The organism is Actinomyces oris, from assembly GCF_001553935.1.
In the GTDB taxonomy this organism is placed as follows: domain Bacteria; phylum Actinomycetota; class Actinomycetes; order Actinomycetales; family Actinomycetaceae; genus Actinomyces; species Actinomyces oris_A.
Genome location: NZ_CP014232.1, coordinates 1,189,591 through 1,204,854, shown reverse-complemented (window position 1 = coordinate 1,204,854; position 15,264 = coordinate 1,189,591). Strand labels below are relative to the sequence as shown.

Annotated in this window: 10 protein-coding genes; 5 read left to right on the top strand and 5 right to left on the bottom strand. The window is 63.7% G+C overall.

All coding sequences use genetic code 11. The features are described 5' to 3' along the window. Positions 1-85: 85 nt before the first annotated feature. From trxB to AXE84_RS05060, 5 genes are all read left to right on the top strand, one after another. The gene (gene trxB, locus AXE84_RS05080; protein ID WP_060957081.1) at positions 86-1,012 is read left to right on the top strand and encodes a thioredoxin-disulfide reductase; all 927 of its coding nucleotides are present in this window, start codon (positions 86-88) and stop codon (positions 1,010-1,012) included. A gap of 109 nt (positions 1,013-1,121) precedes the next feature. After that, positions 1,122-1,448, top strand: coding sequence for a thioredoxin (gene trxA / locus AXE84_RS05075; RefSeq protein ID WP_003788529.1), 327 nt, complete (start codon positions 1,122-1,124; stop codon positions 1,446-1,448). A 229-nt stretch (positions 1,449-1,677) separates the two neighbouring features. Continuing rightward, positions 1,678-3,117 carry a threonine synthase gene (gene thrC / locus AXE84_RS05070; RefSeq protein WP_060957080.1) on the top strand — a complete coding sequence of 480 codons (1,440 nt, stop codon included), beginning with the start codon at positions 1,678-1,680 and terminating at the stop codon, positions 3,115-3,117. A gap of 229 nt (positions 3,118-3,346) precedes the next feature. After that, positions 3,347-4,660, top strand: coding sequence for a PLP-dependent aminotransferase family protein (locus AXE84_RS05065; protein WP_060957079.1), 1,314 nt, complete (start codon positions 3,347-3,349; stop codon positions 4,658-4,660). Positions 4,661-4,668: 8 nt separating this feature from the next. Continuing rightward, positions 4,669-5,616 carry a D-alanine--D-alanine ligase family protein gene (locus AXE84_RS05060; protein WP_060957078.1) on the top strand — a complete coding sequence of 316 codons (948 nt, stop codon included), beginning with the start codon at positions 4,669-4,671 and terminating at the stop codon, positions 5,614-5,616. Between the two features lie 4,480 nt (positions 5,617-10,096). On the opposite strand, the gene AXE84_RS05055 is transcribed toward AXE84_RS05060, so the two are convergent. The 5 genes from AXE84_RS05055 to yidC all read right to left on the bottom strand — a co-directional run bounded on the left by AXE84_RS05055 (position 10,097) and on the right by yidC (position 15,204). Next, on the bottom strand, positions 10,097-11,698 hold the full coding sequence (locus AXE84_RS05055) for a ParB/RepB/Spo0J family partition protein (RefSeq protein WP_060957077.1): 1,602 nt from the start codon (positions 11,696-11,698) through the stop codon (positions 10,097-10,099). Continuing rightward, entirely contained in the window at positions 11,698-12,600 is a 903-nt protein-coding gene (locus AXE84_RS05050) for a ParA family protein (protein WP_003788519.1), read from the bottom strand. The genes AXE84_RS05055 and AXE84_RS05050 overlap by 1 nt, the downstream gene beginning before the upstream one ends. A gap of 107 nt (positions 12,601-12,707) precedes the next feature. Then, a complete protein-coding gene (rsmG, locus tag AXE84_RS05045; RefSeq protein ID WP_010612905.1) occupies positions 12,708-13,352 on the bottom strand; it encodes a 16S rRNA (guanine(527)-N(7))-methyltransferase RsmG in 645 nt (214 codons plus the stop codon). 2 nt (positions 13,353-13,354) lie between these two features. Further along, the gene (locus AXE84_RS05040; RefSeq protein ID WP_010612904.1) at positions 13,355-13,969 is read right to left on the bottom strand and encodes a protein jag; all 615 of its coding nucleotides are present in this window, start codon (positions 13,967-13,969) and stop codon (positions 13,355-13,357) included. A 50-nt stretch (positions 13,970-14,019) separates the two neighbouring features. Then, positions 14,020-15,204: a membrane protein insertase YidC gene (yidC, locus tag AXE84_RS05035; RefSeq protein WP_060957076.1), complete on the bottom strand. Its 1,185-nt coding sequence runs from the start codon at positions 15,202-15,204 to the stop codon at positions 14,020-14,022. Positions 15,205-15,264: the final 60 nt, after the last annotated feature.

The following is a 15,264-nucleotide window of genomic DNA, read 5'->3' as shown; positions in this document are numbered from 1 at the left end:
CCTTCCCTGGGAACAGGCCGTACTGGTAACCAGTTACCTCAGGTAGCCGCGCACTGCGGCTCCCTATCCGCTCGTCAGGAGAGTCATGATTCACGACGTCGTCATCGTCGGCTCCGGTCCCGCCGGCTACACAGCTGCCATCTATGCGGCCCGCGCCCAGCTCAATCCGGTCATCCTGGCCGGTTCGGTGACTGCCGGCGGTGCCCTGATGAATACGACCGAGGTGGAGAACTACCCCGGCTTCGTCACGGGCATCATGGGCCCCGAGCTCATGACCCAGATGCAGGAGCAGGCCGAGCGCTTCGGTGCCGACATCCGCTACGAGGACGTCACCGCCCTCGAGCTGGAGGGCGACGTCAAGCGCATCACCACCTCTGACGGCGTCTATGAGGCCCGCACAGTCATCATCTCCACCGGCTCGGAGTACCGGCACCTGGGTATCGACGGGGAGGAGCGCCTCTCCGGCCACGGCGTGTCCTACTGCGCCACCTGCGACGGGTTCTTCTTCAAGGACCAGGACATTGTCGTCGTCGGTGGTGGGGACTCGGCCATGGAGGAGGCCACCTTCCTGACCCGCTTCGCCCGCTCCGTGACGGTTGTCCACCGCCGCGACGAGCTGCGTGCCTCGGCCGTCATGGCCAAGCGCGCCCAGGAGGACCCGAAGATCTCCTTCGCCTGGAACTCGCAAGTCGTCGAGCTCCACGGTGAGGACTCGCTGACCGGCATCACCCTGGAAGACACCGTCACCGGGGAGCGCCGCCGGCTTGAGGCCTCGGGTCTGTTCGTCGCCATCGGGCAGGTGCCGCGCAGTGAGCTCGTCACCGACGTCCTCGACCTCGACGAGGCCGGCTACATCAAGGTCGAAGCGCCTTCTCAGCGCACCCGTATCCCCGGGGTCTTCGCCTGCGGTGACGTCGCCGACCCCACCTACCAGCAGGCGATCACGGCGGCCGGTTCCGGCTGCCGTGCGGCCCTGGACGCCGAGCACTACCTGACCACTCTGCAGGCCTGAGGGCCGGCTGCCTCCACTCAGCACAGGGCGGAGTCGGCTCCGCCGACGTCGCATCGCCGGCCCCGTCCCATCCTGACTCACCCACCCACAACGTTCGAGGAGAACAATCATGTCCGAGGCTCTCGCCGTCACCGACGCCACCTTCGAGGAGGAGGTCCTCAAGTCCGAGGTGCCCGTCGTCATCGACTTCTGGGCCCAGTGGTGCGGCCCCTGCCGCCAGATGGCGCCGATCGTGGACGAGGTCGCCGCCGACTTCGGCGACAAGGTCAAGTTCGTCAAGGTCGACGTGGACGCCAACCCGGCCACGGCCCGCTCCTACGGCGTGCGTTCCATCCCGACCTTCGCGGTGGTGCGCGACGGCGAGGTCTTCCACCAGTTCGCCGGCTCGCGCCCCAAGGCCTCCTTCAAGGCCGAGGTGGAGAAGGTCCTGGCCTGAGCCCAGGGCATACGCCCTCCCTCCAACTCTCACGTATCGGCCCACCGAGCCGCCACTCAGGCGTTTTGGTGGGCCGATGCGCGTGACACTGTCCTAGGGGTTGTCTGATGTCTGATTCCGTCATCGGGCGGTCTGCCAACCTCATCTGACACCCGCCGTCACGGCCCCGTAGAATCGCACCGGATTCGCACGCGGCACCAGGGCATGCGACACGGCAAGAAGGCGGCACATGCAGCACACCCAGTACATCTCCACCCGTGGCCAGATGGCGGCAGCCGAGTTCACGGAGGTTCTTCTGGCGGGCCTGGCGCCCGACGGTGGCCTGGCGGTACCGAGCCGTCTTCCCGCCCTGAGCCCCGAGCAGATCGAGGCCTGGCGGCCCTTGGGATACGCCGACCTGGCCACGGAGGTCATCGGCCTGTTCGCCACCGACATTCCCCGTGAGGACCTCGCCGGGCTGACCCGGGCCGCCTATGGAGAGGGGAGGTTCCCCCAGCCGGTCGTCCCTGTCACCGGGCTTGACGAGGTCGCCGACGGCCTGGCCCTCGTGGGCCTGTCCGAGGGGCCGACGATGGCCTTCAAGGACCTGGCCATGCAGTTCCTGGGGCAGGCGATTCCCTATGTGCTGGCCAAGCACGGACAGGTCCTTAACATCCTGGGCGCCACCTCCGGCGACACCGGTTCGGCGGCCGAGCACGCCTTCAGGGGGCAGGAGGGCGTCAGCGTCTTCATGCTCTCACCGGCTGGCCGCATGAGTCCGGTGCAGCGCGCCCAGATGTACACCCTCCAGGACGCCAATATCCACAACATCGCGGTGCGCGGTGTCTTCGACGACTGCCAGGCGCTGGTCAAGGCCCTGAGCAACGACGCCGAGTTCAAGGCCGCTCATCACCTGGGCGCCGTCAACTCCATCAACATCGGCCGGATCGCCGCGCAGGCCGTCTACTACGTGTGGTCCTGGCTGCGAGTCACCGACACCGTGGAGGAGGGGCGCCGCGCCGGCTACCGCATCGACGTATGCGTTCCCTCGGGCAACTTCGGCAACATCTACGCCGGCTTCCTGGCCCGGTCCATGGGGGTGCCGATCCGCCGCCTCATTCTGGCCACCAATGAGAACAACGTACTCGAGGAGTTCTTCACCACCGGCATCTACCGACCCCGTTCCGCGGAGGACACCCTGGCCACCTCCAGCCCGTCGATGGACATCTCCAAGGCCTCCAACCTGGAGCGCTTCGTCTGGACGCTGCTGGGCCCCGAGGTCTTCGTGCAGCGCTGGGCCGAGCTGGAGGCCACCGGCACGCTCGACCTGCGCGATCAGCTCCCGCGCCTGCGCGAGGAGTTCGGCTTCGTCGCCGGCACGTCCACGCACGCCGACCGGCTGGAGGCCATCCGCACCGTCAAGGAGCGCTCCGGACGGCTCATCGACCCGCACACCGCCGACGGCGTGACGGTCGCTCTGCGCGTCATGGAGCCCGGTTTCCCCACACTCGTCATGGAGACCGCCAAGGCCGCGAAGTTCCCGCAGACGGTGGCCGAGGCGCTCGGGAGTGAGCCGGAGACCCCCGACGTCGTCGCCGATCTGCTTGCCCGGCCCCAGAAGGTCGAGACGATCGACAACGAGGAGGCTCCTCTGCGCGCCCTCATCGAGGAGCGTGCCCTGAAATGCTGACCGAGGTCGGCCCGTAGGGCTAATGACACCTCACCGCGCCGCGCATCGCACCCACGATGCGCGGCGCGTCCTTGTCCGGCGCGCGCGCCGTCCCAGCGATGAGGTGAGGAGCGTGTTTCACGTGAAACACTGCGGAATACTCCAGCCCGCGTTGGCTGCTGAGCACGGCTGGGTCCGTGGCAGACTTGGGTCCACGGACGCATCAGTGGCGACCAAGGAAGGACCGCAGGTGAGTGAGAGCAGTAACCAGGTGAAGGGCAACCGACTCGACCCGTGGCTGGACAGCTACGCGGCACGAGCCCACGGACTGCGTGCCTCGGAGACGCGGTCCCTGTTCGCCGTCGCCTCCCGACCCGAGGTCGTCTCCCTGGCCGGCGGCATGCCCAACCTCAAGGACCTCCCGCTGGAGCGTCTGGCCGAGGCCACTGCACGGATGATCCGCGAGGACGGCGGCCGGGCGCTGCAGTACGGGAACGGGCAGGGACTGCCGCGGCTGCGAGAGCAGATTACCGAGGTCATGGCCCTGGAGGGGATCAGGGCCGATCCCGAGGACGTCATCGTCACCACCGGCTCTCAGCAGGCCGTCGACATCATCACCGAGCTCTTCGTCGACCCCGGCGACGTCGTGCTGACCGAGGCGCCCACCTACGTCGGCTCACTGTCGATTTTCGCGACCTACCAGGCCGATGTGCAGCAGGTGCCCATTGATGCCGGGGGCGTCGTCCCGGAGGCGCTGGAGGAGACGATCGTCCGCCTCGAACGCGAAGGACGCCGTATCAAGTTCTTCTACTGCCTCCCCAACTTCCATAACCCCGCCGGAGTGACCCTCGCCGAGGAGCGCCGTGGACAGGTCGTTGAGATCTGCCGACGCCACCACATCCTCATCGTGGAGGACAATCCCTACGGTCTTCTGGGCTTCGAGGGGCAGACCTACACCGCGCTCAAGACCCTCGCGCCCGACGACGTCGTCTACCTGGGCTCCTTCTCCAAGATCTTCGCCCCGGGCTACCGCGTGGGTTGGGCGGTGGCCCCGCCGGCCGTGCGGGAGAAGATGAAGCTGGCTTCCGAGGCGGCGATCCTGTGCCCGTCGTCGGTGGGGCAGTTCTCGATTTCCATGTACCTGGAGCAGTTCGACTGGAAGCGGCAGATCGTGGAATTCCGGGCCATGTACCAGGAGCGGCGCGACGCCATGGTCTCGGCACTGGAGGAGTTCCTGCCCATGTGCCACTGGAACGTGCCCGATGGCGGCTTCTACGTGTGGGTACGGCTTCCCGAGGGACTCGATGCCAAAGACATGCTGCCGCGCGCGGTCACGAGCCTGGTCGCCTACGTCTCCGGCACGGCCTTCTACGCCGGCGGCAGGGCGGGGCAGGACCACCTGCGACTGTCCTTCTGCTATCCCGAACCCGCCGAGATCCGTGAAGGGGTGCGCAGGCTGTCCGGCGTCGTGACCCGCGATCTCGAGCTGCTGAGCCTGTTCGGGCCCACCCACAGTCCCCATCCGTCCGAGGGCGTCCACGCGCCCGCACCCGACCAGATCTGAGGTTGACGATGAACCAGTCTCCACTCCGTATCGCTGTCCTCGCCGGCGGATTGAGCCACGAGCGGGACATCTCCCTGCGCTCGGGGCATCGTGTCGCCCAGGTGCTCAAGCATCTCGGGCACACCGTCCTCGTCCTGGACATCGATGCACGCACCATTGGGTCGCTCAAGACCTTCGGGCCCGACGTCGTGTGGCCCTTGGTTCACGGCGGCCCCGGGGAGGACGGGGGGCTTCAGAATGTCCTCATCTCCCTGGGACTGCCATATGTCGGCACGCACTCCGACGGCTGCCAGCGAGCCTCCTTCAAACCGACGGCCAAGGCAAGTGTTCGCACCGGAGGAGTGATTACTCCTGATTCATTAACGCTTCCACACTCCTATTTCAGTCAACTTGGGGCCCAGGAGGTGCTTACCGTCGTCGCCAGTCATCTGGGACTTCCTGTGGTGGTGAAGCCGCACCAGGGGGGCTCGGGCCTTGGTGTCTCTTACGCATCGACGGCGGACGAACTGCGCTCCGCAATGGTGGCGTGCTTCGCGTATGACGAACGCGCCCTCATCGAGCGGTATGTCCCGGGGACAGAGCTGGCGGTCTCCGTCGTCGACACAGGAGAGGGGCCGCGCGCACTTCCCCCGGTAGAGGTCGTCACCGATGGGCAGTACGACTTCGATGCACGGTACAACCCGGGCCGTTCGGAGTACTTCGTGCCGGCTCGGCTGGATGAGGCGGTCATCGAGAAGGTGAAGAAGACGGCTATCACGGTTCACACCACTCTCGGGCTGGGCAATCTCTCGCGCACCGACCTCATTCTCGATGACAAGGGGACTCCGTGGTTCATCGACGTCAACGTCATTCCAGGAATGACAGAAACGTCCCTGCTGCCTATCGCCGCCAAGGCGGAGGGCTCCCTAGAAGAGCTGTATGACGCGCTGGTGAGGAACCCACTAGTGCATCCGTAACGCCGGCTCGGTTTCACGTGAAACGGTGGCTCCACTCATGTCGGGTGGAGCCACCGTTGTTTTCCGGATGCTCTTCCTCAGGGCGTCGAGGGGATATCCCATCGGCGTCTTCTTCTCAACGACGCTCCATCACGAGTAACTGGAGGGCCTGCGGTTTCACGTGAAACCGGATGCGGTCTGCGTGTGTTATCGCCTGGTGAGACACGTCTGCCGTACGGTCATCGAGACACGCTGCTCTCGGAACAGGGCAGGGGCTGGCGTTGCTCGGACCGCCCTCAATGTCCCGTCAGAACGATCAGTGCTGGCATCGTAACGGCAGGACAGAGCATCGGGACATTCGGAATCCTCAGCGTTTCACGTGAAACCTGCTTATGAGCTTCCCGCTTCTCGTGCTGAGGAGGGGGTTTACGGTTCCTTCGTTCGGGGAACGGCGTGCTTTGAACGCAAGGCGCTGCCGCCCTCGTTGATGTGCTTCAAGTGCAACGTACGGCAAACAATGCTGCCCACCGGGTCACAGGTATGGACGTCATTGCCCATACCCAAGCACTAGCCGATCGGGAGATGGAGCACGCAAGCTCAACGCAACGCGATCATGTTTCACGTGAAAGCAGACGTCAACGGTGCCACCAACCAAATCAGCAAGTCTCAGCCAGGTCCACGGCGCACAGACCCTTCTCCCATTCAGTATGTCGTCGTGTGCCGTTGAGAGACCGTGTGGCGCGTCAGAAGCGCGGTAGCGCATCCGGTCTACCCAGCGTTGCGATAAGGCGTGCCGCACGGCTGCTACAAGGAGACGCGGGAGTAGGCGGCTTCAGACGAGCAGGACACGAATCGGCTCTCATCGTCAGCATGGGGCAATGCCACCAGCGAGGTCGACGCAGAGCCACGTAGGACTCGCACTGGCACCCGCGACCGACTACCGATACTGCGTCCATTTGTTTCACGTGAAACCTGCTGTTGGCTGCGGCCTTACTCGATTCCTGCGCAGACGGGCGTGGGCCTTATGACGAGAAGGAGGCCCGGTTCCAGATACAGCCCGGCTCAGCCTGACACCCAACGGTTCCCATAAGGGACAGCCATCCCCGGGGTAGGTGTACTCCAAGCCAGCAAGCGGCGTCCCAATAGATCGGTTTCGGATGGAACACGCTCATGTATGACAACCCCGGCTCCATACCCTGGAGCTAGCCACCGTACCGCGTGGCGCGTTACTGGTGGTCGATGACGACCGCCGTTATCTGCCCCTCCTGCCCTGATAGTGGGTGGCCGAACCAGCGAGGATTCCCTGCCGGGTAGGTGGGGAGGGGTGTCGAAGGCCCCGGAGGTTCCTGTATCTGCCAATGAAGCCTGACGAACGAGCTCAACACCGATGGCCTCCGTTATCTGGAGCGGCCACTCCGCCTCTCCCACACATCGGGTCGATGGGCAGGCCCGCGAAACCCCTCATGACCTCTGATCGATCAGCACGCATTCCGGACTGCTGTAATGAACCAGATCGCTCCGCGTACCGCCTACCCCGTTGATCTCGCGGTTTCACGTGAAACATGCTCTGCATTGCGTTGGTATAGCGTCAGCACAGTCAGGACTCCGCTGTATCGTCTCCTCCGTCGTCCTCATGCGCCGATGCGGAGGCAGATGCATTCACAATCCAAGTGAACGAGTCGAGTAGTCTGCTGCGCGGCTCCGTGCCCAACACTGACTATCGGCACATGCGATCAGGAGCATGACCGACTTCTGTTCTTCGCGTCGGAACGTGTGCGGGACCTTCACGTCGTACTCATCGCTCGGGGACGAGCGGTACCTCCCCCCGGGGGAGGCATGGCATCCCGTTCCCGCACGCCAGGATGAACCCTACGAACATTGACGCGACACCGCTGGCCCAATCGGAACGAGAGCGCTCTTCAACGACTTACGGCGGTTTCACGTGAAACCGGCTCATAGCCCCCAGGAAGTGCACCATACCTGCCCCTTCAGTCCGGCGGTGCACATCGTGACTTTCGGATTCTTTGTCCTTCCCAATGCACGGCAACTTGATCAGCACCTGCCAAAGCAGATGTATCTTCCACACTCTTTCATCTCAGCACAACGCCTTCCATCCCATCGGACGCCACGTACTCGACGGCCGACCTTCAATATCCACATAGCAGCGGCGTCCGGCTCGTCCTCACGTGCTACAGCACACGACGGGTCTACCTCCGGCAAGGAGAGTCCCATCAATGGTCATCCGGCAACCTGAAGTGACGGCCTCAATGCTCGGTTCAATCTGCAGAGTCCTATGGACCACTCCCGGCGGAGGCTTCGCCATTGGTTTCACGTGAAACCGGCCCCAGCCCCCGAGAAACGGCTGTCATGCCTCCAACGCAGTCAGGCGGCACACGTTGTCACGATCGAACTTGCCGTGCTTCTCTAACAGACGGCACACGATCTGCCCCGCCCGAAGCAGATGCATCTGCCACTTCTTTCGCGGTAGCAGTCCGTCGTATCCCGCCGAGCACGACGTATTCAACGCGAGTCCGCTGCCGGGCACTGGGAGGCGGCATCAAGTTGTTCCTCACTGGCTACGGCATACGCCCTACCTGCCTCCGAGGAGGGAGAGGGCATCACATCTCATCAGCAGCTTGAAGTCACGGCTTCTGCGCTCGGTGACGTTTGCAGAGACTCACGGATCATGACCGTCAGAGGCTTCACCATACGTTTCACGTGAAACCGACTCACAAACACGGCGCGGGCGTCATGGCAGCGCCGACGTCATTCCGCGGTCCGCTCTCCCAGGGTAGGTAAGCTCGGCGCACCTCTTGGCCGTGCCTGGCACGCTCATGGCGCCTGCGAGTAGTAGCCTCACCCATGCCTCAGCACTGCGCCACGATGCAGAACTCCGCCCTTGACGCCGCGCTTGGTGCGCCAACCGATGCGCTACAGAAGACGTGAGCATCACGAGCACTCCTCACTGTTGGAATGCGAACCGATGCCTCCCCCGGGGAAGGGGCTGAGACGGCATCGCCGACCACTCATCGGCAACATTCGTAAGCACCACGTCCGCTAGAAGACCCTCAACGAAATCCACTCTCCATCGACACTCATCTGGTTTCACGTGAAACCAGCGTTCACGAGGATTCGGTATGAGTTCCCCTGTGTACTTTCCTCCGCTGTTCGTGGCCGACACACTGAGGTCAGCCTGGCCCTGCGGTCGTGCGTTTCACCAGGAAGCGGCCTTCTCCTGCCGCGGATCTGTCTGGCCACGACAAGGCGATGGTGACCCGCAGAGCACCACCCCTACCCCACGGGGAGGGGAGACAACTCGACCCTCGGTTTCACGTGAAACCGTGGGAATCCCCAGTCTCCCCGCTACCGACAGAACCGACGTCCCGGAGCAATCAACGACGCATAGGTTCATGACAACGAACTCAGCATTTCAGGAGCCACCGCCCCCGTTCTTGAGACGCTGGCGCGGCGAGCTTTGACCGTGTCTGCGTATCCATGCGAGAGACCCACGTCAGTTTCGAGCGCATCTAGCAACGACTCTGAAGAGGACGTACGCGTACAGCCTCATCCGCGTCATCGCCCATGCAACGCAACGCGGGAGGCGTCGTGACTCTGCGCTTTGCCATACCCACTCCTCTATCGCCGCTTGAAAACCACATCGACCAGTACCGCTACGCTTCGATACGGTCGCGCGACATACTTCTGGCGCCGGCGCGACAACCGCTTCCCGTGTTTCACGTGAAACCTTAGGAGCACCAGGACCTGTCTGTATCTGGTCTCCTCACATCCAGGACTCTGCTCGAGTAGGAACGTGGGGTGGTTGTTCATCGTCTCGGGGTGAGCCAACGAAAGCATCTGAGGACGCAACGGCGTTCATGGATCGAGCATCGGTAGTACTTCCAAGCCCTGAACCCGTAGTGACCAGTGGTTTCACGTGAAACCGAAGTCGTATTCCAGCGACGCTCCGTTCTCAACTGGGGATCGGCCGCACCTTCCCTTACCTGCCCCCAGACTTCAGCACGGAGGCGCGAGGCGGAGGGTAAAGGCCGGTTCCGACCCCCTCCCCAGGTCGACCCACTCTGCGGGTGGCGGGAGGCATTGGTCAGTGCTCATTCACGCATTCACGAATGCAGTAGGCACCATTCCCACCAGCGTCCCAGATGCCATGAACTCGGAACTCTCACACATCATGAGACGACAAACCACTCTCACCTCGGCCGGCTAAGCGTGCGTCGCTGTCAACGTGCCTCAGCATGACGGACAACTCGGTATCCACATGTTTCACGTGAAACCCTGGGCTGACACAATCACGTTCGCCGCCGTGAGTGACACCCTGAGTTCGTCCCGAGTCATGGGATCACCGATGAGTGGCGCCATGTTTCACGTGAAACACGACCGTCGACCATCCACAAGACCCATCAATGGCTGTTCAGCTAAGACAACGGTGGGGCCGAGACACTCAGTGTCTCGGCCCCACCGTGAATCGCAGGATCAGAGCAGGCTACTCCTCGTCAAGAGACGTTCCCGGCGCCAGCGCATCGACCAGGCGGGCGAGGTCCTCATCACCCGCGAACTCAATGGTGATGCGCCCCTTCTTCGCTCCCCGTGTCACCTTCACGCGAGTGTCGAAGGCATCGGACAGCCGAGTCGAGAGCGCCGGGAGAGGGGTGCTTCGAGCGCGTAAGACCCTCGGCTGATCCGGTCCCGGCTCAGGTTCCTCATGAAGGGCCACGAGCTCCTCCGTGGCGCGCACTGACAGTCCCTCGGCAACCACACGCTGAGCAAGTCGTTCCATCTCCGCCGCATTGGGAAGACCCAGAAGTGCGCGGGCATGTCCTGCGGAAATGACATTCGCAGCAAGCCGGCGCTGCACCAACGGTGGCAGCTTCATGAGACGCAGCGTGTTGGAGATCTGGGAACGAGACCGGGCGATCCGCTCGGAGAGCTCCGCGTGAGTGCACTGGAAGTCCTCCAGCAGCTGCTGGTAGGCCGCGGCCTCTTCCAAGGGATTGAGCTGGACGCGGTGCAGGTTCTCCAGCAGTGCGTCACGCAGCAGGTCGACGTCGTCAGTGTCCCGAACGACCGCCGGAATGGTCTCCAGTCCGGCCTCCTTGGAAGCGCGAAGACGCCGCTCACCCATAATGAGCTCATACCGAAGCTCCTCTCCCGGAGCAGTCGGCACCTGGCGCACCACGATCGGCTGCAGCAGACCCACTTCAGCAATCGAAGCCGCCAGCTCGGCGATGTCCTCTTCGTCGAAGACCTGACGGGGCTGACGGGGATTCGGGTGAATCAGCCCCACTGGAATCTCAGCGAAGCGAGCACCCGGAACGGGAACGAGGTCGTCCGCGCCTGTATCCGCCGTCTCCTCCTCAGCAACGGTCGCGTCCGACGCCTCAGTGCCAGCGTCAGATGACACCGCCGCCAGGTCTTCCTCGGTCCTCTCCTCCTCGGCATCGGAGCTTCCGAGATCGGCAGCGACAGGCTGCTCCTCTGCCGTTTCACGTGAAACCTCGGGGACCACGGGCGTTTCGTCCGGCTGAGCAACAGACGTCGGCGCAATCTCCTCCTGGGGATCCTCGACCGTGGAGGACTCATGCGAAGGCTTTTCCACCGCGACAGACGCTTCCTTTGTCGCCTTCGTGGTTACTCGCTTCGGCGCCGCCGACGACGTCCGCTTCGTGGCAGCAGAGGACGACTTCTTCGTGGACTTTTTCTCCGTCGCCTGAGCAGCAGTCTCCGAGTCTGGCGTGGTTTCACGTGAAACCGGCTTCGTCTGCCTACTCTGCGCAGCGGTCTTTGAGGCAGCGGTCTTGGAAGCTGTCGTCGAACGAGTCGAACGGCTCTTGGAGCCACGCTTCCGCTGAGACGGAGCCAGGAGAGTAGCGGCCAGATCGCGAGTACTGCGCGCCTCGGCGGCCGGCTCAGGCTCCGGAGCGTCATGCGTGGCCTGGGACGCCGCATCCTCATCACGCGACTCGTCCTTCCGGGAGTCGGGGAAGAACACATCGGAAGGACGAGACGCAGCCGGTACCTTTTCCTTCTGCGCCTCGGGAATCAGCGCCTGCAGACCTCGTCCCAGTCCGCGCCGTTTCTGAGCCATCAGGCTTCCTCGCCTTCAATTCGGGGAGCGCCCCGCAGAGCGACCTCACGAGCCATTTTCTTGTACGCAATTGCGCCGGTGGACCGGGGATCCCAGAACACCACAGGAGCACCGAAGGAGGGGGCCTCGGCAACACGGATGGAACGTGGCACCTTGGTGTCCAGCGTCGCATCAGGGAAATAGGAACGAACTTCAGACTCCACCTCACGAGCCAGGGTGGTACGTCCGTCAAACATGGTGAGCACAATCATGGAGACTCCCAGCCCCGGATTGTGAATACGCGCGATCCTGTCAATGGAGCGCGTCAACAGGGCGAGGCCTTCGAGAGCGTAGTACTCGGCCTGCATCGGAATGAGAACCTCGTCCGCAGCGACGAAGGCGTTGATCGTCATAATGCCGAGGCTCGGAGGGCAATCGATGATGACGTAGTCGAGAGGCTCCAGACCGTCGGTTTCACGTGAAACCAGGTAGTCCACCAGGGCACGCCGCAGCCGCGACTCACGCTCGGCCGTGGAGATGAGCTCTATCTCAACCGCAGCCACGTCAATGGTCGCCGGTACGCACCACAGGGACTCACAGAATCGCGTCTTAGCGACGACATCCTTGATCGGCATGGCGTCGACGAGGACGTCGTAGATGGAGGCACTGTCCTCATCATGCTCCACCCCCAGTGCCGTAGAGGCATTACCTTGAGAGTCGGCATCAATGAGCAGGACGTGCAACCCGCCTTCAGCTAAAGCCGCTGCAAGATTCACCGCCGTCGATGTTTTTCCGACGCCGCCTTTCTGATTGGCGACTGCGATGACACGAGTCCGTTCGGGATGTGGGAACTCTCCACCCGCTACCTCGTCTAATGCGAGGTGCTCGGCCTGGAGCTGATCGAAGATAGACGATCCGGACAAACCTGCTTCTCCTCGGACGGTGACCCAACAGCCCGAGCCAGTCGGGCAGTTACGAGTCTACGCGAGCAGGTCGATCCTTACGCGTTACACCGAACGCGCGCCGTATCTCAACGGTTCTTCGGGCGGCGAATCTCAACGACAGCCGTCGTTTCCTCGCCGGCAGTGACAACCTCATGAACAACGGCAACTGATAACTTTGCCTTTTTAATGACATACTTGGCGTCGTCGACCTCATCCTGCGCCCTCATGCCCTTGAGGGCCAGCAGGGCACCCCCCGGTCGGAGCAAGGGCGCCGTCAACCGCACCAACTTGGACAGGTTCGCCACCGCGCGAGCCGTCACCACGTCATAGCGATCCTTGATCTCCTCGGCCCGGGCCCGCCTGATAGTCACATTGTCCAGGTCGAGCTCCTCAACGACGTCGGAGAGCCACTGCGTGCGCCGCTCCATCGTCTCAATGAGCGTAACGTCGAGGTCGGGGCGCAGCAGCGCGACGACGATACCGGGAAAGCCGGCCCCGGAACCCACGTCGGCCACGCTTCCCCGGGCCGGCAGGAAGGGGACCACGGCCGCCGAGTTGACGATGTGCCGGGTCCACAGGCGGGGAAGCTCACGCGGTCCCACAAGACCGCGCAGCTCACCCTCCTCAGCGAGCATCTGCGCGAAGTGCTCCGCCGCGGAGAAGGAGACCCCGAAGATCTCCCGCATCTCCGCCGTCGGCTCCTCCACCTGGGCCCGCTGCTCCTCACTCATGGTCAGGCCTGCTCCGAAGCGGAGTCGTCGGCCGCGTCCTCGGCAGCGTCGTCCACGCCCTCCTCGTCGGCAGGCAGGACCACGACGTAGCGGTGCGGCTCGGCGCCCTCAGACTCGGAGACCAGTCCGGCGGCGGCGACGACGTCGTGGCACACCTTGCGCTCGAAGGGGTTCATCGGCTCGAGACTGACGGCCTCTCCCGAGGTGAGGACCTTGGTGACCGCCTCCTGGGCCACCTTGGTCAGCTCGGTGCGTCGGTCCGCGCGGTAGCCGTTGATGTCGAGCATGAGCCGGGAGCGGTTACCGGTGCGCGCCTGGACGGCGAGACGGGTCAGCTCCTGAACGGCCTCGAGAACCTCACCGTCGCGTCCAACGAGGTCGGCGAGCTCGCGCTCGTCACCCTCCTCGGAGGCGACCACGGCGATCGAGGCGCGCCCGTGATCGATGTCGATGTCGATGTCACCGCCCAGGTCGGCGATGTCGAGAAGCTCCTCGAGGTAGTCGGCACCGATCTCGCCCTCCTCCTCGAGGCGCGAGACGGTGTTGCTCACGGGGCTGCTCGAGGCCTCCTCCGCTGTCTGCTGGGAGGAGTCGTTACTGTGCTGCTCACTCATCATGTCATCCGTATCTGTGCTGGGAACCGGGTTATCTGGCCGCTGAGCACGTCTCAGCGGTTGTGCTTCTTCTTGGCCTGGGCCTTGCGTCGAGCCGCCGCCTCTCGACGCTGGCGAGCTCGGCGCTCATAACGACGTCGAGCGATCTCCTCATCGCTGAGGCCACCGTTCTTGGCCGACGTCGAGTCCTTGTCCTCATCGGCGTCCTCGAGCTGCTCGACATCGAAGTCGTCAGTGAAGGCCTCACTGCGGGACTCGCCCTGACCGCCTGACTTCTTCTGCCGGTTCTTGCGCACCGGCTGCACCCGCTGGCCGCCGGTACGTCCCTCGGCCTCGGCCTTGGCGATCGCCTCGGCCCGTTCCTCCTCCTCCAGGGAGGGCAGGCCCTTGCGCGCCCGCTTGGCGTTGATCCGGGCGCGGTACTTCTTCTCCGCCTCGCTGCCGGGTGCGGGCATGTTGCGGATGGTGAAGAACTGCTGGCCCATGGTCCACAGGTTGGAGACGACCCAGTAGACGAGCACACCGATCTGGAAGTTGACGCCGGAGACTGCGAAGATCACCGGCATCACGTACAGCATCATCCGCTGGGAACGGATCATGGGGTTGTCGGAGTTGAGGGAGTCCGTCGACATGTTCTTCATCGACAGCTGCGCCATGGTGTACCACTGCGTCACCGACATGATGATGATCATGGCGACCGTGACGATCTTGACCTGCGTGTCGGAGCTGCCCAGGAAGGAGGAGGACAGACTGGCGCCGAAGACGCTGGAGGCCTGGACCTGTTCGGCCAGCTGCTGCGTGAGCGGACCGATCGAGGGACGTCCGTAGGTGCCACCGGCGACGGCGCCCAGGGAGGCCAGAACCCGGAACAGGGCGAAGAAGATGGGCATCTGCACCAGAATCGGCAGGCAGGAGGCCATGGGGTTGGTCCCGTGCTTGCGGTACAGCGCCATCATCTCTTCGTTCATGCGCTGGCGCGACTCGGGATCCTTCTTGCCCTTGTACTTGGCCTGAAGGGCCTGCAGCTCGGGCTGGAGGAGCTGCATCCCGCGGGAGGCTCGTATCTGCTTGACGAACAGCGGCATGATGAGTAGCCGCACCACGATCGTCAGACCGATGATGGACAGCACCCAGGCAATACCCGGTCCGTCGGGGAACCCGATGAGGACCAGGGCCTTGTGGATCGTGACCATGACCCAGGCCACGGCCACCTTGAGGGGCCACAGCAACGTGTCCATCCGTACTCCTTGTATGAGGGTTCTCGTGCGAGAGGTATCAGTGTGGGCTCAGGGCTCGAG